The organism is Pseudoalteromonas sp. 2CM39R (genome assembly GCF_023161845.1).
The window spans coordinates 279668-298163 of record NZ_JALNTM010000007.1 but is presented as its reverse complement, the minus strand read 5'-3'; the positions used below and the strand labels follow the sequence as shown (position 1 = coordinate 298163).

The window sequence follows — 18496 nt, the reverse complement described above, 5'->3', positions numbered from 1 at the left end:
TTAGATTGTCTTTTGTAAATAAGAAGTAAGACAATGAACAAAATAAAAATAATAAAATACATTCTGTTGTTGGCCACTTTGGTCACCGCCTACTCTGCTAGTGCATTCGAGTCATCATTTAGCTTGAACTTAAATGCGCTAGTCGTTAGCGTGTGTGCAATAATGTCATTACTGTTAATTTACTTTTTAACAGTTTTTCACTCACTCAAGCGCTCACATTCCCAATTACAGCAATCTGAAAAACGCTTAAAAAGTACCGTAGAAGGTAGTGGTGACACGCTTTGGGACTGGAATATAAAAACCGGCAAAGTTATTCGTATTAACGACAAGTACGTGTTGAATAACAACAATCTAGTAGAATTCCCACCTAATAAAAGCCTTATACACCCTCGTGATTTAACTCATGTAGATTACCTACTAAAAAAACACTTTGCTGAAGAGAGTACTTTTTTTGAAGCTACTTATAGAATTAAAGATAGCTTTGGTAAATGGCATTGGGTACTCGACCGTGGAAAAATAATTGAAAAAGACGCAAACCTTAGCCCACTGAGAATGACTGGCACGGTGAGAGATATTTCTCAGCTCAAATCAACCGAAGAACGACTAAATCTATTTGCAAAATGCGTTGAGTCACTCACGGATGCACTGGCTATTTATGATAAAGATTTTAAGCTTGTTGATATTAATCCAAGCTTTTTAACTTTGTTTGGCGGTGTGCGTGAGCAATACCTTAAAAAAGAATTTCATTTAGCCGGTTACGACAAAAGCTACATAGAAACCATAAAAGACACCGTTCGAAAGCACGAGCATATTCAAGAAGAAGTAAAGCTGCGCAATAGCGACCATGCCCTACTGCCATTTGAAATTTCGATAGATGAAATTAAAAACGCGCAAAATCAAATAACTAATTACGTGGTGGTGTACTCTGATTTAACCGAGCGTAAAAAAACGGAGTCAGAGCTCAATAATTTATCCAATCGAGATCGCACCACCAGCTTACCTAACCGTAATTTATTTTTTTCTGATTTAAAAAAACTAGCAAAGCAGCATTCACACCATGCATTGTTAGTATTTGATTTAGATAACTTTAAAAAGATAAATGACTCATTGGGTCATCAGTTAGGTGACAGCTTGCTGGCAAAGCTTGCTATGCGCTTAAATAAGCTTACCCGTGAAAATGATGTATTTTATCGCCTTGGCGGCGATGAATTTGCGCTGGTTATGTCAAACACCAACGATATTCTCACTATCACCCGTATGGCTAAACAGTTTTTAGCGGCAATAGCTACACCGTTTAAAATGGCAGGTCATGAACTTGCTATCACCTCAAGCGTGGGTATAGTACTGTTCCCTGAAGATGGTAACACCCCCGAAATACTATTAAAGAACGCCGATACCGCTATGTATCATGCGAAAAAGAAAGGTAACAGCTACTTGTTCTTTAATGACACCATGAACCGCCAAGCAGTAAAGCGACTACAAATAGAAAACCTAATGCGCTTTGGCTTAAAAGAAGATCACTTTGAGGTATATTATCAGCCTAAAATGAATATTCGTACTGGTAAGCTTGCTGGAATGGAAGCGTTAGTGCGTTTTATTACGCCGAAAAAGGGGGTTATTAGCCCGGGGGTATTTATTCCAATCGCCGAAGAAACAGGGCAAATTATTGAAATTGGTGAAGTGGTTTTAAACAAAGCTTGTCGTGACGTAAAACAATGGTTAGACGCTGGATTATTTAACGCTCGTGTTGCGGTAAATTTATCAGCAAAACAATTTAGCCTACCCGATTTAACTTCGCGCATTGATGTGATTTTACAAAAAAATGAACTGCCCTCTTACTTTTTAGAACTTGAGATCACCGAAGGCACCGTAATGGACGACCCACAAGAAGCCATTGCGATTATGCGCTCTTTAAGTGCCCGCGGCATTCATTTAGCTATGGATGATTTTGGTACTGGGTATTCGTCGCTGGCGTATTTGAAACAGTTTCCACTAAATACGCTTAAGATAGATAAAGCCTTTATTGATGATATGAAGACAGAGCGTGGCCGCAATATGGTGGACTCTATTGTCACTATTGCACATAACCTTGATTTACATGTAGTTGCTGAAGGTGTAGAGCAAGCCTCACAAATAAGCATACTGGAAGAGCTTAACTGTGAAACACTTCAGGGTTATTACTACTCTAAACCACTCTCAAAAGATGAATTTACTGCGTTTTTAAAACAACAACAAAGCCAATCAAAACTCAGTTTAATTAGAGCAACAAGTTAGGCACGCCATAGGCACGTTTTTATGCCGGTATTGCGTATTAATGCACGTCGGTAATGTAGATTAAATAAACACCACGCTGCAGGTCCCAACAATCCGCCTAAAAATAACCAGCGCTTCACAGGCATACCTTTTTTGATGGTTTCAATATACATAAGTGCGATAAACACACCGCTCAGTAAAATAAATAATACCATGGTCATCAAACTGCTTAAAAATTGAGGCGCGTATAATAGCGTTTAACTGGCTAAAATTAAAGCAACGTATTATTTAATTGTAGTCCTTTAAATCAGACACAAAAAAGCCGAGCAACTTAAAAGCTCGGCTCTCAATTATCAATTCATCACAGCTTATTTGTCAGCACGACCCATAAACTTATGCTCGGCAGTATTAATGCGGATGCGATCACCCGTTGAAATATGCTCTGGTACTTGGATCGTTAAGCCCGTTGATAAGCGTGCAGGCTTTGAGCGAGCGCTGGCTGAAGCTCCCTTAATTGAAGGGTCGGTTTCTTCAACAACAAGTTCAACACTTGAAGGAAGATCAAGACCTACAGCAGTACCGTCAATTACAATAACGTGCACACCTTGGGTTTCTTCATTAACAAATTGAATTTCTTCCGCTATGGCGTCTTTATTTAAATTGTAAGGCGTGTAATCTTCATTATCCATGAAGACATACTCATCCCCATCAATATACGACAGCATGGCTTCACGACGGGTTAAATCAGCAAGATTAAGCATATCGCTGTCTTTAAATGTTTCGTCAACTTTACTACCCGTTACTACATCGTATAAACGCATACGGTATAAACTACCACCAGCACGACCTTGTGGTACTGAGCGTACGATATCTTTTACTACTAATACACGGCCATTAAAGTCAATAGCCGTCCCTTTTTTAACATCACTCGCCTTTGGCATGGGTGAATTCCTATTGTTTTTTTGATTGCGAGAAACATACCACGAAACTGATTTTGTTCAACAATAAAGTGATATGATTAGCTTCTTACTTCGTATTGACTTATAAATCTGTAATTTAGACTGAAACACGTGTTATCTAGTGGCAAAAAGCTGCTATGGTTAAGTTATCGATTATGACCTCAAGGAATGGCTCATGAACCAACAAACTGTACATACTTATTTAATGAACAAACCGTTAGTTAAACTAACGCAACCTTTTGCTAAAGATGTTGATGTATATAAAGTAAACCATAAGATGTTCGCCACCCTTGCACTGAGCAATGAGGGTGAAACCGATGAAAACGGCGAACCTATTTGGTGGCTAAACTTAAAGTGCGACCCTGATGAAGCACAGTCATTACGTGATATTTTTCCTTCGGTGATTCCAGGTTATCATATGAATAAACGCCTTTGGAATACAGTGATTTTAGACGGCTCAGTACCACAAGGTGAAATTGAGCGTATGATTGATAATTCATTTAATTTGGTGGTCGACAATATGCCAGATAAAGACAAACAGGCTATTGAAGCCTTACTGTAAATAAGCGTCTATATCTCTATATTTACTGATAATCAAACATAAAAAAAAGCCGCATAATTTGCGGCTTTTTTACGTTAACTTAAGACATTAATCTTTGTGTTCAGTCATCTCATTTTGAGTATCAGTCGATTTATTATCTACCTGCTCTGACTCAACTTCAGCTGTTTTAGTGGCTGTAGTGTAAAACTTATCGCCCTTATCAGCCATTGCAACCAGTGATTCACAGGGTGCAAAAATCGCATTGCTGTTAGCCAGTGTAGACATATCAGAGCTTATTTTACTCGCACCTAATCTGTCCATGTAGCTAAACGGGCCACCTAAGAACGGTGGGAAACCAATACCAAAAATAGCACCAATATCACCATCACGCGGGCTTGCGATAATACCATCATCTAAACAACGAGCCGCTTCATTAAGCATTTGTGAAACACAGCGCTTAGCAATCTCGTTTTTATTTAAACGTGGGGCTGGGGTTACACCTAGTAGCTCATAGACTGACTCATCAACCTTCTTACCTTTCTTGTCGTATTCATAAAAGCCACGACCTGTTTTACGACCAAGACGTTTTGAATCAATCATGCGTGAGAAAGCATCGGGTCCTTTAAAACGCTCACCCAATTCTTTTTCAAGAATTGGCGCAATTTTAGATCCAATATCAATACCTACTTCGTCCAGCAATGCCAACGGTCCAACAGGAAAACCAAACTCGACTAAAGCCGCATCTATTTTTTCAATCGGCTCACCAGCAAGCATTAAGTTAGCCGCTTCATTAAGGTATGGCGCTAAAATACGGTTTACATAAAAACCAGCCATATCTTTTACCACAATTGGCGTTTTACCTTGCTTACGTGCAAAGTTAACTACACGAGCAATGGTTTCTTGTGACGTGCCTTCGTGAGGAATGATCTCTACCAGTGGCATTTTCTCTACTGGCGAGAAATAATGTAAACCAATTACATTTTCAGGACGTTCTGCTTTTGCTGCAATTTGAGAAATAGGTAATGACGAAGTATTACTTGCGAAAATAGTATTCGCTTGGCATTGCTGCTCAACATCAGCAACCATACCTTGCTTAAGCTCTAAATCTTCAAATACCGCTTCTATCACTAAATCTATGTGCTTAAAACCGCTGTAATCAGTGGTGCCAGTAATGCGGTTCATGGTTAACTGCATATCGGCTTTTGACATAATACGGCGCTTAAGGCGTTTATCTAAGATTTTGTATGTGTAGTTCATGGCATTACTTATGCCCTGCTCTGCCACATCTTTAATACGTACCGGCAATTTAGCCTTAACCGCACTTACATGGGCAATACCTGCGCCCATTAATCCGCCACCTAACACAGCAGTTTTACTAATCGCAGGAGCGTCATCGTTGCGCCATTCTTTTTTCATTTCAGTGGTTGCAAAGAAAATACCGCGAAGTGCTTTAGACTCATCACTCATTACTAACGTAGCAAAGCCTTCGGCTTCGGTTTTATACGCTTTCATTTCATCAAGCTCTACGCTTGCACGAACCGCTTTAATAATCGCAAGCGGCGCTGGGTAGTGACCACCGGTTTTTTTAAGTACGTTTTCTTTAGCTTTTTTAAAGATAAAGTTACGACCAAACGGGTTTGATTCTAATAGCTTACTGATCTTATCAAGTTTAGGCTCTTTAGCTTGTGGCTTTTTCTTCGCCGCAAACTCTTTGGCCACTTTTAGCAGTACGCTTTGTGGTACACAATCATCCAATACACCGGCTTTTTTTGCTTGTTTTGGACGAATTTGCTTACCAGTTAGCATCCACTCAAGGGCTTTTTGAATACCCACGATTTTAGTTAAGCGTTGTGTACCACCACCGCCAGGCAATAAACCTAGTTGTACTTCTGGTAAACCAATTTTAGTTAAATCGCTATCTGTACCAACGCGATAATCACATGCTAAAGCAAACTCTAAACCACCGCCTAAAGCAGCGCCGTGAATAGCACTAACCGTGGTATACGGTAGTTTTTTCATATCAAAAAATGCTTGATGGCATAATTCGCTGATAGCTAATGCATCTTCGCGTTTTTCAACGCTGTCTAGCATTTTCACATCAGCACCGGCAATGAAGTTATCACTTTTGCCACTAATAAATACCATACCTTTCACTGCATGCTCTTTAGCTTGTGCTAATAATGCTTTTAAATCATCAGCAAAGCTGTCACGCAGGGTATTCATTTTTTCACCCGGCACATCAATGGTTACCACGGCTATTTTGTTATCATCAACCGTTAAATTAAATACTGAATCTGTCATTACGCACTCTCCAATACAAAGGCTGCACCTAAACCACCCGCAGCACAGGCAGTCGTTAACGCTAAACCACCGCCACGACGCTTAAGCTCGTATAAGCTTTGTGTAATTAAACGCGCGCCGGTTGCCGCAAATGGGTGACCATAAGCGAGTGAACCGCCGTTAACGTTAAACTTATCCATGTTAATTTCACCTATGGCTTTATTACGCCCTAAGTGCTCTTGTGCAAATTTATCTGAAGCAAACATTTTCATATTCGCTAAGGTTTGCGATGCAAACGCTTCATGCATTTCTATAAGGTCTAAATCAGCTAACGTAATACCTGCTCTATCAAGCGCAATAGGCGTTGAGTGGGCAGGCCCCATTAGCATGTCTTTTTCTACGCCTATAGCTGAAAACGCAAAACTGCGTACGTAGCCTAATATTTCGTAACCCAATGCTTTTGCTTTGCTTTCGCTCATCATTAACACTGCAGCTGCGCCATCGGTTAATGGGGTTGCATTAGCGGCAGTCACAGAGCCGTGCTGACGGTCAAATACGGGTTTAAGCTTAGCGTAGCCTTCAACCGTTGAGTTTTTACGAATATTGTTATCTTCTTCAATAAAGCTTTTATAAGGCGGTAAGTGCGCCGTCATTACTTCATCTTTTAACTTGCCATCGGCCCAAGCTTGAGTTGCTAATGAGTGAGAACGATGTGCTAAAGCATCTTGATCTTCACGGCTAATATTATGGGTTTTAGCCATTTGCTCAGCTGTTTGTCCCATTGATAAACCCGTTGAGTACTCAGCAACCGCTGGCGGTACTGGTAATAAATCTTTTAAACGTAGTTTTGAGAATATTTTTAAACGCTGACCAAGCGTACGGGCTTTGTTTAAATCGACTAAACTGCCGGCTAATTTTTTACTTACACCAATTGGCAATACAGACGATGAATCGGCACCACCAGCAATACCCACGTTTACAGAGCCTGCCATAATAGATTCGGCAACATTTGCAATTGCTTGAAAGCTAGTTGCACACGCACGTGACACTGAATATGCATCAACGCCAACTGGCATACCTGTACCTAATACAATTTCACGTGCAATATTTGGCGCTTCTGGCATTTGTACTACTTGACCAAAAACCAGTTGATCGATTTCTGACTTGTCGAAATTTAATCGCTCAAGCATTTCATTAACTACTAGCTTACCCATATCCAATGCAGGTACATGGTGAAACGCAGTTGCTTGCTTAGCAAAAGGAGTACGTAGGCCGCTTACAATGGCAATACGGTCGCCTTTTGGTGTTTTAAGTATGTTTTGCTCAGACATTTATTATTCTCTCCCGCTGACAGGTCAGACCTGTATGTTTTCCTCGATTCTAAACAACCCGTGTGATAAAGCCAATAGATAAACGTAAATTAATCATAAAGCGCCATTGTAAATCACTACATACATTGTGTAAGGGTAATACAATAGGCTTTTTTAGCAGGTTTTACAAAGTTTTGTGTTAGGCTAAAAAGCGTTAAAAAATAACGAACTATTTTCAAAAAATCAGTCTAACTCTTGAGTTATCCACTTATAAACCTTATAACTAGCTCAGTATTTGTTACCTAACCACTTTAGGTATTATTTAAGCTGACGAGGACAGTCCACTTATTATGGCAGCTAACGCATTTTCAAACTTAAAAACGTATTTAGACACCCAAATTATTGGCCAGCCAGCGCTCACTCAAGCACTCTTAATTGCTATATTAGCCGATGGTCATTTACTTGTTGAAGGCCCTCCGGGGCTTGCAAAAACGCGAGCGGTTAATGCTTTAGCAAAAGGTATTGAAGGCTCGTTTCAGCGTGTTCAGTTTACCCCAGACTTATTACCTGCCGATGTAACCGGCACTGATATTTATCGTCAACAAACCAGTGAGTTTGTGTTTGAAAAAGGCCCTTTATTTCATAACCTCATATTAGCGGATGAAATAAACCGAGCACCAGCAAAAGTACAGTCAGCTTTATTAGAAGCAATGGCCGAGCGCCAAGTTACTGTGGGCAAAAATACGTATCCACTTAGTGACCTGTTTTTAGTGATGGCAACACAAAATCCGCTTGAGCAAGAAGGGACCTACCCACTACCTGAGGCGCAATTAGACCGCTTTTTATTACATTTAAGTATTAATTATCCAGGGGCTGAGCACGAACTTGATATTTTACGCCTAACCCGTGGTGAAGCACTTAATGATGAAGTTCCAGTGCTTGAGCAAATTTCGCAAGCAGAGCTGTTTGCCGCTAGAAAAGCGATTTTGGGTCTGTATTTAGCAGAGCCACTAGAGCAATACTTAGTTCAGTTGATTATTGCTACTCGAGAAGGCGCAAACTTAGATGAGCAACTTGGCCGCTGGATTGAGTACGGCGCCAGCCCACGTGCCACCATTGCTTTGGATAAATGTGCCCGCGCTCATGCGTGGTTAAGTGGTCGTGATTTTGTATCGCCTGACGATATTCAAGCTGTGGTACATAATGTATTACGCCATCGTATTATTTTAAGTTACGAAGCACAGGCCGATGGTATTACAAAAGATCAGGTTATTAGCCGTATTGTTGAACTAGTAGCTGTACCTTAAGTTATGCAAACACACTTTGATTCTCAGGCATGGCTTAAATTAAGTCATAGCCATGGTGTTAATTTATCGCTTAAAGAGCTGATGTATTATAAAGCAAAAGCGCAACTGCTTGAGCTGGCACCTAAAGTTAGAATAAAAAACACCTTAGCGGGGCAATATCTAGCGCCGCATAAAGGCCGTGGCATGGAGTTTGCCGAAGTGCGCCATTACCAACACGGTGATGACATACGCTCTATTGATTGGCGGGTCACGGCTCGTACCGGTGAAACCCACACCAAACTTTTTCAAGAAGAAAAAGAACGCCCGGTATTTGTATTTACTGACTTTTCAAACTCCATGTTATTTGGCTCTCAATTATTATTAAAGTCGGTGCAAGCTGCACATATTAGTGCCTTGGTTGCGTGGTCTGCTTGCCAACGTGGCGATAGAATTGGCGGTGTTGTGTTTAATCAGCACTCGCATTTAGAGCTTAAACCTAGTGCCCGTGAAAAGGCCGTGTTAAAGCTGTGTCATAATTTATGCGACGCCCATCAGCAGGCACTTGAAAATATTGATAAACCTGCCAGTAATAACTTTAGTGACAACCTTAAGCGTTTAAATCACTTAGCTAAACCCGGTAGTTTGGTTTATATCGTATCCGATTTTAACGCCTTAGATGACGCCAGCTTTAAACAACTCGAATTACTTGCGCGGCACTGTGAGTTAATAGGCTGCCATATTAGCGACCCCTTCGAGCATAAGTTACCTGCTTTCCAACAAGCGGTTACGGTAAGTGCTAATAATCAGCAGTTTGCCCTCCCTTTGATGGATAACAGTTTTAGAGAACGATTTGCCAAAAATGCCGAGCAAGCATTTAGCGCGCGTATTAATCGTTTAACAAAATCTGGGCTTAACCTATTATCATTCGATGCAGCCACTGCGCTGGAACTGCAATTAGTGAGAAGATAAATCATGCAAACCTCTCCACTTGATGGCCTTCACGATATTATTGCTCCCTCTCACGTTGACTGGTGGCCGTTAGCCCCTGCTTGGTGGGTAGTTATTAGCATTGCACTGTGCTTAGTGTGTGGCTTAATTATAATTATGTACAAAAACTATCAATTTAAAAAACCAAAACGTAATGCGATTAAATTAGCTAATCAACAACAATCAGCGCAGCAATTGCATATTATTTTAAAGCGTTTAGTGATCACCTATTACGATCCACGCTTAGCAGCGCAATCCACAGCTAACTGGTGTAAAACCCTAAGTCAACTTGCTGCAATTCGTTTTAATGAAGATGAAATTTCAAGCCTATATAGCACAGCACAAACACCACCGGCACTCAGTGATAAGTTTCGCCAAGCTATTAAACAATTTAAGCTAAAGGAGCCACTGCATGTTTGAATTTAGCTGGCCATGGCTGTTTTTATTATTGCCGCTTCCTTTAACGTTACTGCTATTAAAACCCGCAGCAAGTAATGCAACGACACGTTTACGCATCCCTAGTTTTGCATCGCATAATTTAAATAATCAACATGTAGAGCCCAGTGCACGTAAGTTAAACACTCTTGAATGGTTGCTATGGGCATTATTAGTAACAGCATCGGCTAACCCTACTTGGTTAGATGAGCCTATATCGCTGCCTAATGAAGGTCGCGACATTATGCTCGCTGTGGATTTATCCGGCTCAATGACAGAACAAGACATGGCTTATAATGGCCAATATGTTGACCGTTTAACTATGGTTAAAGCAGTGCTTAGCGATTTTATAGAGCAGCGTCAAGGCGACAGACTTGGGCTAATATTGTTTGGTGATACAGCGTTTTTGCAAACACCTCTCACCCGTGATGTAAAAACCGTCAGCAAAATGCTTACTGAAGCACAAATTGGCCTAGTAGGACGTGCCACGGCTATTGGTGACGCTTTAGGTTTATCGGTTAAACGCTTTGCTAGTAAAAAAGAAAGTAATCGCATTGTAGTGTTACTAACAGATGGACAAAACACCGCAGGAAACCTTGACCCCGAAGATGCCCTATTACTAGCTCGTGAAGAAGGCATAAAAGTGTACACCATCGGAGTCGGCTCAGATAACCCTCGTGGCTTTAGTTTATTTAATATGAGCTCTGGGGGCAGCAATTTAGATGAGAGTTTACTGAAAAATATTGCCGAACAAACAGGGGGTCTGTACTTTAGAGCCAAAGATGTCGCTGGGTTGCAACAGATCTATGCAGAGCTTGATAAACTCGAGCCAATTAGTGCCGATGAGCAGACCTTTCGCCCGCAAACAGCCTTGTTTTATTATCCGTTATTACTGGCCATTCTATTAATAAGTGCAATGGCATTTTTAAAAACAGTACGTGCATTGAAGGAGCCAAGCTAATGGATTTTGAGTTTATTCGCCCCGCTATTTTATGGCTGCTACTCCCTGCGCTAGGGCTGTTTTTTATTGCCATGCTTAAAAAGAAAAAAGCCCAATCGGCGCCACTCATTGCGCCACATTTAGCACAATTTGTTATGAGTGAATCAAATAATCAGGCTCGTCAGCCGCTGTGGCTAGTTGCGTTATTTTGCAGTTTAGCCATTATATTTAGTGCAGGCCCAAGTTTTGAGGAAAAACAAGTCCCTGTATTTCAAAGCAAAAGTGCCCGCGTTATTGTAATGGATATGTCGTACTCTATGTATAGCACCGACATTGCTCCTAATCGATTAATGCAATCTCGCTTTAAAGCCCTCGATATGATTGAGTTATTTAAAGAAGGTGATACTGCATTAGTAGCCTACGCAGGCACTGCCTATACCATTTCTCCACTGACCAATGATGCAACCACCCTTGCTAATCTTATTCCTAGTTTGAGCCCTGAAATTATGCCTGATAAAGGCTCCAACGTGCTGGCAGGTTTAGACATGGCGCAAGAGCTGCTCACTCAAGCAGGCTACCTAGATGGTGATATTATTTTGATCACCGATGGTATTGAACAACAACAGCAAAGTGATATAAGTGGCTTTACTAACAGTAGCCAGTATCGACTTAATATTTACGGTATTGGCACTGAGCAAGGTGCACCAATAAAGTTACCTGAAGGCGGATTTTTAAAAGATAATTACGGCCAAATTGTAGTGCCTACACTCAATGGTTCTTTACTCAAAGGACTAGCAAAGAATAGTGGCGGCCAATACGCTAATTATCAGCCAAGTAATAGCGATATTGCCATTTTTTCACCGCAAGCAAACAGTGAAATACTAAAAAGTGAAAAACCAAATTTAGCCTTGTGGCGAATCGATGTTGGCATTTATGGCTTGCTTATTTTACTGCCCTTAGCTCTATACTTATTTAGGCGCTCTGCGTTTATTGGTGCGGTGCTATTGCTAAGCTTTATACCTCAGCAAAATGCCCATGCAGTAGAGTTACCAACGCTATTTAAAAATACCGATCAGCGTGCATTAGAAGCTTACAACAACCAAGAGTACCAACAAGCAGCGCAAGCGAAGTCCAACGCTCTCAAAGGCGCTGCACTTTATCAGCAGGGTCAGTTTGAAGGCGCTCTGAACGAATTTAGTCAAGATAAATCAGCTACTGGTTATTACAATTACGGTAATGCACTGGCTAAAGCCGGACAATTAGAGGCTGCTATAAACGCTTACAAACAAGCGCAATCACTGCAGTCTGATTTTACCCAAGCAGCCGATAACCAAGCGTTAGTTGAGCAGTTACTTAAGCAACAGCAAGACCAAGAAAACCAACAAGGTAATGATTCGCAAAATCAAGATGATCAAAGTCAAGATGATGCAGATAAATCAAAACAAGATCAGCAAAAAAATGGCGATAAAAATAACGCAGATAAAAGCGAAGATAACAGTCAAAACAGTGAAGAGCAGCAATCGGGTGAGCCCTCGGAGCAATCAAAAGATCAACAAAGCCAATCTGGTGAGCAGTCAGATGAACAAAATCAGCCTGACATGCAAGCTCAATCACAAAACCAACAAGACGAGAACAAAGACGACGATAGTAAGCCTCAGCAAGACGAGCAACAGAGTCAACCCAATCAAATGAATGAGCAACCGCCATCTGATGAGCAAAAGCAGCAAGCACAACAACAAGCTATGCAGGCACAGGCGGCTGAACTTACTAATGAAGAAAAAGAGAAAGCACAGCAACTAAATCAGTTACTAAGAAAAGTGCCCGACGATCCCGCTATTTTATTAAGAAACAAAATGCAATTAGAAGCCCAAAAAAGACAATATCAACGCCGTCCAACAGGAGTAGAAAAATCATGGTAATGCGATTATTTTGCTGTTTATTGCTATTAACTGCCATGCCATTAATGGCCGCCACTTCATTAGAGGCAAGCGTTGATAAAAACCCGGTACTGGCGGGTGAGTTTTTTATGCTCAATATTAGCATTGATGATTCAATCAAAGGGCAACAACCCGATACTTCAGCGCTGTTAAAAGATTTTGTCGTCGGTCCTATGAGTTTAAGTAGCCGCACCAACATTATTAACGGCAACATTAAAAAACAAACATCGTGGTCTGTTAAGTTAATGACTCGCAAAGCCGGCGAATACACAATTCCTTCTTTTAGTGTTGCAGGGCTCAGCTCTCAACCGATAAACTTGTCGGTTAAAGAGCGAAGCAGCGATGCGGGCAAAAATGATGATATATTTTTAAAAAGCTCGCTTACAAATAACAGCTTATTTGTGCAAGAGGCTGGCGTTTACACCATTAAACTTTACTTAGCTAAAGAGCTACTTGATGGCAGCTTAAGCACGCCAAGCATGGAAGATGCTCAACTCACCCAGCTAGGTAAGCAGAGTGAAGATTATGAACTGGTTAACGGTAAACGTTATTTAGTGATCACCCGTAATTATTTAATTCAGCCGCAAAAAAGTGGTGCATACACCATTGAAGCACCGGTTTTTCAAGGGCGTGTTCAACAAAACTATCGCCAACTAGAGGTGTCGGCACTTGGCGATGAACAACAGATTGAAATCAAACCCATCCCTGAGAATTATCAAGGTGATTGGTTACCCAGTGAATTAGTAAGTCTAACCGAGCAATGGCAACCAGACGATAATACCGTTGAAGCCGGCACGCCAATAACACGCACTATTATGCTTACCGCATTAGGGGTTACTAAGGAGCAACTACCCGAAATTGATATGCCTACTATAAATGGTATTCGCAGCTACCCGGATGAAAAAGAGACTAATAATGCAGTACGCGATGGTCGAGTGGTATCACAGCAAAGCGCCTCATTTGCGCTACTACCACAAACACCAGGCACTTATACATTGCCTGAAATTACCCTGCCTTGGTATAACACCAAAATGAACCGAATTAGTTATGCAACTTTACCAGAGCGCACAATTACGGTAACACCAAGTACCACAGCGCCAGCAAACTCACTAAATACACCCGTTGAAAGTACTTTAAACAACACGGATGCAGAGCCAACGCAGCAAGCGCTCAGCGTGCAACGCCACACTAGTACGCCTCTATGGCTTATTATTGTAGCCGTATTAGGTTACATATTATGGATTGTGACCCTGGTTCTTTACTTTATGAAACGCTCAGCTAAAGAAGTGCAACAAACGACGCAAGCAAATCACAGAGGCAATCAGCAAGCAGATTTAAAAACACTGCAAATACTTGCTAAAAGCCATGATAATAAAGCATTTTACGATGCACTTAATCTATACGCGCTAACTCGAACAGATAAAAAGGTAGGAGCTCTCACCCATTTATGCGCTATGATAAACAACTCGCAGTTCACTGCGCAGGTAAATAATTTACAAGCACAGTTGTACGGTAACCAATCGGCTAGCACTGATTTAGAAGCGATTGTTAGTTTATTAAAAAAACATCAATCGCACACAGCTAAGTCATCATCTGCGTTAAAAGAGCTATATTCTTAATAAGAATCTTAGTTACTTTTTTGGCCTATAATAATTTTAATTAAAAAGTGCTTATGTTTGGAAATAAAAAATCGAATGATCGGGTCTTAATTAATATGGCTGAAAAACAACAACGCTATGAAGCCTTGGTTCATGTTTATCATAAGGAACTCTATCGCTTTGCTTACTGGTTATGTAACGATCCGACTATTGCTGATGACTTAGTGCAAGAAACCTTTTTGCGTGCATGGCGCTCGCTTGATTCGTTACTCGACCAAAAAGCAGCTAAGCCATGGTTGCTGACCATTTTAAGGCGTGAGAATGCCAGACGCTTTGAGCGCAAGCAATTTGATTACAGTGATGTAGATAACGACACATTGGTGGATCAAACCAGCCATAGTTTAGATACAGCAATGGAACAAACCGTTATTCAGCGACAAATTTCTTTATTGGCTGATGACTACAAGGAGCCGCTGTTGCTACAGGTGGTAATGGGCTGCACCGGAGATGAAATTGCAGACATTCTTAACTTAAATAAAAATACTGTTATGACACGTTTATTCCGAGCAAAAAATCAACTTAAAGAGGCATTAAGCCGTGATGATGAACAACTTAAAGGAGCATCAAAATAATGGATGAACTTGAGTTTCGTCGCCGCACGATTGCGCAGCCAAATGAGCTGGACAAAGAGCTTCAGGAATTTGCAAACAGCAGTGCCGACAGACAACAATTTTTAAATGAAAGCAAAGCATTCGATAAACAACTCGACGACGCGCTTGATATTACTGTACCTGACAATCTTGCTGAACGAATTATTTTAAACACCTCGTTAAAAGAAAAAGCCAGAACAGATGAACTTGAGCAAAAGGATAACGTGGTTAGTGCACGCTCATGGTTTAAGTTCGACCGAATGCATTTGGCTTTGGCAGCTTCGTTTGTGATTGCAGTTAGTGCGTTTATGTTTAGCGAAGAACAAAGTATTAATCAAACGGCTGGTGAGCATGCACTAGCCCATGTTTACCATGAAATTTATGCGTTAAATAAAACTCAACAAATTAGCATCCAAACTGTCAATGAAAAGCTGGCTTTACTTGGCGGCCATATTAGTGATTTACCTGGCAAAGTGACTTATGTTAACTTTTGCGATTTTCAAGGTGAGAAAGGTATTCATTTAGTGTTTGAGTCTGACTTTGGGCCTATGACCGTGTTTATTGTGCCAAGCGATAATCAAATCTTTGAAATTGGCTCTGATGATTTTAATGACTCTCGCTATGCTGGCCATATAAATCGTGGCAAACAGGCCGATACCGTGCTAATTGCAAGCCTTGGCTCACCAGTTGATATGTATAATGAACGTATTTCAGGTGCTATTCGCTGGCTTTAAGCCATTATAGAAACAATAAAAAACCGCAACGAGTGTGCGGTTTTTTTATTATTTAAAAGCCAAAGCTGCTTACTGATTACTTACAAACATCAGCAACTGCGTTAGCAAAGTAGTTGATATTTGCTTGGCTAATACCTGCTACGTTAACACGGCTAGAACCGACAATGTAAATACCGTATTCTTTTTGCAAGCGCTCGATCTGCTCTTTATTAATACCTAAGAAAGAGAACATACCGTGTTGGCGGTCAATAAACGAGAAGTCTTGAGCAATGTCTTTCGCTGCCAGGCTGTCTTTAATTAAACTACGTAACCCATTAATACGGTTACGCATTTCATCAAGTTCACTGTGCCATAGCTGCGTTAACTCTGTGCTGCTTAAAATAGTGTTTACAATGTCTGCACCGTGCGCTGGCGGCATAGAATAAATGCTACGTACCACACTTAATAACACCGAGTTTGAAATATCAGCTGTTGCACTGTCTTTTGCAATGATTGAACAGGCACCAATACGCTCACGGTATAAGCCGAAGTTTTTAGAACATGATGAACAAATGATCAACTCTTCAACCGCATTGGCTAAAATACGTAAACCATTCGCATCTTCTTCTAAAGAAGAGCCAAAACCTTGATATGCAATATCAATTAATGGCGTAAAACCCACATCTTTTGCAAGTTCAGCAATAGTATTCCATTGTGTTTCGTTTAAATCCATACCACTTGGGTTGTGACAACATGCATGTAATAACACCACATCGCCCTTAGGCACCTGTGTTAGTGTTTCAACCATTTCATCAAACAATAAATCTTTGTTTTCGTAGTCGTAGTATGGGTATTCTTTTACCGTTAAGCCTGCAGCTTCAAATAAGCTAATGTGGTTAGCCCACGTTGGGTTAGTAACCCATACAGTAGCGCCTGGATTACAACGTACAATAAATTCTGCTGCAACACGAAGTGCGCCTGTACCACCAGGTGCTTGTGCTGTGCGTACGCGATTAGCTAATAATGCCGGGTGCTCACCAAGAAGAAGATTTTCCATTTGTTGACAGTAATCTAAGTTACCAGCAAGTCCAATGTAAGATTTGCTCATTTCATTTTCTAAACGAAACGCTTCTGCTTTTTTTACTGACTTTAATACCGGGGTATTCCCCTGCTCGTCTTTATATACACCAACCCCTAAGTCAATCTTATTTGGGTTAGTATCTTGCTTGTAGGCCGCCATAAGGCCAAGAATAGGGTCTGTTGGTAATGGTTTTAATACTGAGAACATTGGCTATCTCTTCGTTATTTAGGGGTTAGCTGTTGCGCTAAGCTTAACATAAAAACTCACTTGATTGACTAGTGTTATTTACACTAAAAAGTGAGGAATTTTAATACAGCACGCTATTAATAACGCGAGCGTCGCTTTATCAAAAAAATCAGTGTTAAAAGCTTCACCATCAACAATACCTATACATTGCTGTTGTGCATTAAATAGCGGTAAACAGGCTTCTGCTTTTACTTTCGGATCGCAGGTGTAATATTCACCGCCTGCTGCCAAATATTGCTCAACGTTATTGATAACGCGTCCTTTACCACTAAACGCTACCTGAACGTTATTGCTGGCAGTCGCAAATTCAGCAGTAAGCGGAAATAAAGGACGACTCGGCGCACCAAAATAAGCCAGCTTTAATAACTGCTCCCCTTCATTGGTGTGGGTATTCTGATAAATGCCGTACCAATCAAGCTTTGTGTTTTCAATGACGTAGTCAACAATCAATTGAAGTTGCGCTAATTTTTCAGTTGTTTGCGTACTTTGGCTGACATAATCGCTTAGTTTAAACGGCTCATCCTGTAGGTAACCAAATAAACTGCATGCCCCACCTTCACCTAGCTCAGGAATTTGGTATTCCCAACGCACGGCTGGTGCAGCATTTTTATTTAGGTATTGCTCAAGCTTTTCTAGCTCAGCGTGAATTAACTGTGGCTCAACATTAAGTTGAGCATACTCTAAGTAAGAATTAACCATTTGGACGTCCATACATCTATAATGCCGAAATAGTAGCATGGATGTTTTTATAGTGCTAGCCAATTTAAAGCGCTTTTTTAAAATCTTTAAACACTTTTATTCATAGATATAATTGCGGTATTTAAACTGGTTGCTTTATCTTTGGGGGCATTAAAAGGTGTTCAGCTTAGGTGCAAAAATTACGCCTTTGCTTCACAAATTTGTTATTATTTGCCGCATTATTATATTCAATCTTAAGTAGGTTAATTATGAGTGATAGTCACTTAGTGTATTCAACAGCAACAGGGCGAATTGATCAGCCAAAGCCAGAAAAAGAACTGGATGTAAAACTATTTAAAGACGGGTCAATTCGCATAGAACGTCAAACCAAAGGCCGAAAAGGTAAAGGTGTAATGCTGGTTGTTGGTCTTGATCCACAACAGCATGATTTGAAAAAGTTAGCAAAAACAATAAAAAGTAAGATGGGCCAAGGGGGCGCAGTAAAAGAAGGTGTTATTGAAGTACAAGGTGATGATCGCGACAAATTAAAAGCGATTTTAGAGGGATTAAAATTTAAAGTAAAAATTGCGGGTGGTTAACCC

General features: G+C 40.7%; 17 protein-coding genes. 11 read left to right on the top strand and 6 right to left on the bottom strand.

Features of this window, described 5'->3' with window-relative positions:
- The first annotated feature begins 33 nt into the window (after positions 1 to 33).
- A complete protein-coding gene (locus MTF66_RS17750) occupies positions 34 to 2274 on the top strand; it encodes an EAL domain-containing protein (RefSeq protein WP_138621470.1) in 2241 nt (746 codons plus the stop codon).
- Here the strand turns inward: MTF66_RS17750 and MTF66_RS17745 are convergent.
- Together MTF66_RS17745 and yeiP are read right to left on the bottom strand one after the other, a co-directional pair.
- Positions 2271 to 2474 carry a hypothetical protein gene (locus MTF66_RS17745; RefSeq protein WP_075170587.1) on the bottom strand — a complete coding sequence of 68 codons (204 nt, stop codon included), beginning with the start codon at positions 2472 to 2474 and terminating at the stop codon, positions 2271 to 2273. The genes MTF66_RS17750 and MTF66_RS17745 overlap by 4 nt on opposite strands.
- 147 nt (positions 2475 to 2621) lie before the next feature.
- The gene (gene yeiP / locus MTF66_RS17740) at positions 2622 to 3194 is read right to left on the bottom strand and encodes an elongation factor P-like protein YeiP (RefSeq protein WP_010391355.1); all 573 of its coding nucleotides are present in this window, start codon (positions 3192 to 3194) and stop codon (positions 2622 to 2624) included.
- Positions 3195 to 3387: 193 nt separating this feature from the next.
- On the opposite strand from yeiP, the gene MTF66_RS17735 reads away from it, so the two are divergent.
- Complete coding sequence (locus tag MTF66_RS17735) at positions 3388 to 3774, top strand: MmcQ/YjbR family DNA-binding protein (RefSeq protein ID WP_010391352.1); 387 nt, start codon at positions 3388 to 3390, stop codon at positions 3772 to 3774.
- An 87-nt stretch (positions 3775 to 3861) separates the two neighbouring features.
- Here the strand turns inward: MTF66_RS17735 and fadJ are convergent, their stop codons facing one another.
- Together fadJ and fadI are read right to left on the bottom strand one after the other, a co-directional pair.
- On the bottom strand, positions 3862 to 6054 hold the full coding sequence (gene fadJ, locus MTF66_RS17730) for a fatty acid oxidation complex subunit alpha FadJ (RefSeq protein WP_138621468.1): 2193 nt from the start codon (positions 6052 to 6054) through the stop codon (positions 3862 to 3864).
- A complete protein-coding gene (fadI, locus tag MTF66_RS17725) occupies positions 6054 to 7364 on the bottom strand; it encodes an acetyl-CoA C-acyltransferase FadI (RefSeq protein ID WP_010391348.1) in 1311 nt (436 codons plus the stop codon). Before fadI ends, fadJ begins: the two co-directional genes overlap by 1 nt.
- A gap of 329 nt (positions 7365 to 7693) precedes the next feature.
- Between fadI and MTF66_RS17720 the strand changes: the two genes are divergently transcribed.
- Genes MTF66_RS17720 through MTF66_RS17685 form a run of 8 tightly spaced genes read left to right on the top strand, consistent with a single transcriptional unit; the run spans position 7694 to position 15910 of the window.
- A complete protein-coding gene (locus tag MTF66_RS17720) occupies positions 7694 to 8650 on the top strand; it encodes a MoxR family ATPase (protein ID WP_054202134.1) in 957 nt (318 codons plus the stop codon).
- Between the two features lie 3 nt (positions 8651 to 8653).
- Entirely contained in the window at positions 8654 to 9598 is a 945-nt protein-coding gene (locus tag MTF66_RS17715; protein ID WP_054202133.1) for a DUF58 domain-containing protein, read from the top strand.
- Between the two features lie 3 nt (positions 9599 to 9601).
- Positions 9602 to 10036, top strand: coding sequence for a DUF4381 domain-containing protein (locus MTF66_RS17710; protein WP_138621466.1), 435 nt, complete (start codon positions 9602 to 9604; stop codon positions 10034 to 10036).
- A complete protein-coding gene (locus tag MTF66_RS17705) occupies positions 10029 to 11012 on the top strand; it encodes a VWA domain-containing protein (protein ID WP_010391336.1) in 984 nt (327 codons plus the stop codon). The genes MTF66_RS17710 and MTF66_RS17705 overlap by 8 nt, the downstream gene beginning before the upstream one ends.
- On the top strand, positions 11012 to 12910 hold the full coding sequence (locus tag MTF66_RS17700; RefSeq protein WP_248527718.1) for a VWA domain-containing protein: 1899 nt from the start codon (positions 11012 to 11014) through the stop codon (positions 12908 to 12910). The genes MTF66_RS17705 and MTF66_RS17700 overlap by 1 nt, the downstream gene beginning before the upstream one ends.
- Complete coding sequence (locus MTF66_RS17695) at positions 12904 to 14547, top strand: BatD family protein (RefSeq protein ID WP_138621460.1); 1644 nt, start codon at positions 12904 to 12906, stop codon at positions 14545 to 14547. Before MTF66_RS17700 ends, MTF66_RS17695 begins: the two co-directional genes overlap by 7 nt.
- A gap of 53 nt (positions 14548 to 14600) precedes the next feature.
- Positions 14601 to 15158 carry a sigma-70 family RNA polymerase sigma factor gene (locus MTF66_RS17690; protein ID WP_010391329.1) on the top strand — a complete coding sequence of 186 codons (558 nt, stop codon included), beginning with the start codon at positions 14601 to 14603 and terminating at the stop codon, positions 15156 to 15158.
- Positions 15158 to 15910 (top strand): DUF3379 family protein, encoded by a 753-nt coding sequence (locus MTF66_RS17685; protein ID WP_010391327.1) that lies wholly within the window; start codon positions 15158 to 15160, stop codon positions 15908 to 15910. Before MTF66_RS17690 ends, MTF66_RS17685 begins: the two co-directional genes overlap by 1 nt.
- A gap of 76 nt (positions 15911 to 15986) precedes the next feature.
- Here the strand turns inward: MTF66_RS17685 and MTF66_RS17680 are convergent, their stop codons facing one another.
- Positions 15987 to 17177 carry an amino acid aminotransferase gene (locus MTF66_RS17680; RefSeq protein ID WP_010391325.1) on the bottom strand — a complete coding sequence of 397 codons (1191 nt, stop codon included), beginning with the start codon at positions 17175 to 17177 and terminating at the stop codon, positions 15987 to 15989.
- A 78-nt stretch (positions 17178 to 17255) separates the two neighbouring features.
- Entirely contained in the window at positions 17256 to 17915 is a 660-nt protein-coding gene (locus MTF66_RS17675) for a GAF domain-containing protein (protein WP_010391323.1), read from the bottom strand.
- 248 nt (positions 17916 to 18163) lie between these two features.
- Between MTF66_RS17675 and MTF66_RS17670 the strand changes: the two genes are divergently transcribed.
- Positions 18164 to 18493, top strand: a complete 330-nt coding sequence (locus MTF66_RS17670; RefSeq protein WP_008114484.1) for a translation initiation factor — start codon at positions 18164 to 18166, stop codon at positions 18491 to 18493.
- Positions 18494 to 18496 lie beyond the last annotated feature (3 nt).

Coding starts and splice junctions, on each gene's coding strand:
- MTF66_RS17750 (WP_138621470.1), top strand. CDS start 34: ATGAACAAAATAAAAATAATAAAATACATTCTGTTGTTGGCCACTTTG.
- MTF66_RS17745 (WP_075170587.1), bottom strand. CDS start 2,474: ATGACCATGGTATTATTTATTTTACTGAGCGGTGTGTTTATCGCACTT.
- yeiP (WP_010391355.1), bottom strand. CDS start 3,194: ATGCCAAAGGCGAGTGATGTTAAAAAAGGGACGGCTATTGACTTTAAT.
- MTF66_RS17735 (WP_010391352.1), top strand. CDS start 3,388: ATGAACCAACAAACTGTACATACTTATTTAATGAACAAACCGTTAGTT.
- fadJ (WP_138621468.1), bottom strand. CDS start 6,054: ATGACAGATTCAGTATTTAATTTAACGGTTGATGATAACAAAATAGCC.
- fadI (WP_010391348.1), bottom strand. CDS start 7,364: ATGTCTGAGCAAAACATACTTAAAACACCAAAAGGCGACCGTATTGCC.
- MTF66_RS17720 (WP_054202134.1), top strand. CDS start 7,694: ATGGCAGCTAACGCATTTTCAAACTTAAAAACGTATTTAGACACCCAA.
- MTF66_RS17715 (WP_054202133.1), top strand. CDS start 8,654: ATGCAAACACACTTTGATTCTCAGGCATGGCTTAAATTAAGTCATAGC.
- MTF66_RS17710 (WP_138621466.1), top strand. CDS start 9,602: ATGCAAACCTCTCCACTTGATGGCCTTCACGATATTATTGCTCCCTCT.
- MTF66_RS17705 (WP_010391336.1), top strand. CDS start 10,029: ATGTTTGAATTTAGCTGGCCATGGCTGTTTTTATTATTGCCGCTTCCT.
- MTF66_RS17700 (WP_248527718.1), top strand. CDS start 11,012: ATGGATTTTGAGTTTATTCGCCCCGCTATTTTATGGCTGCTACTCCCT.
- MTF66_RS17695 (WP_138621460.1), top strand. CDS start 12,904: ATGGTAATGCGATTATTTTGCTGTTTATTGCTATTAACTGCCATGCCA.
- MTF66_RS17690 (WP_010391329.1), top strand. CDS start 14,601: ATGTTTGGAAATAAAAAATCGAATGATCGGGTCTTAATTAATATGGCT.
- MTF66_RS17685 (WP_010391327.1), top strand. CDS start 15,158: ATGGATGAACTTGAGTTTCGTCGCCGCACGATTGCGCAGCCAAATGAG.
- MTF66_RS17680 (WP_010391325.1), bottom strand. CDS start 17,177: ATGTTCTCAGTATTAAAACCATTACCAACAGACCCTATTCTTGGCCTT.
- MTF66_RS17675 (WP_010391323.1), bottom strand. CDS start 17,915: ATGGTTAATTCTTACTTAGAGTATGCTCAACTTAATGTTGAGCCACAG.
- MTF66_RS17670 (WP_008114484.1), top strand. CDS start 18,164: ATGAGTGATAGTCACTTAGTGTATTCAACAGCAACAGGGCGAATTGAT.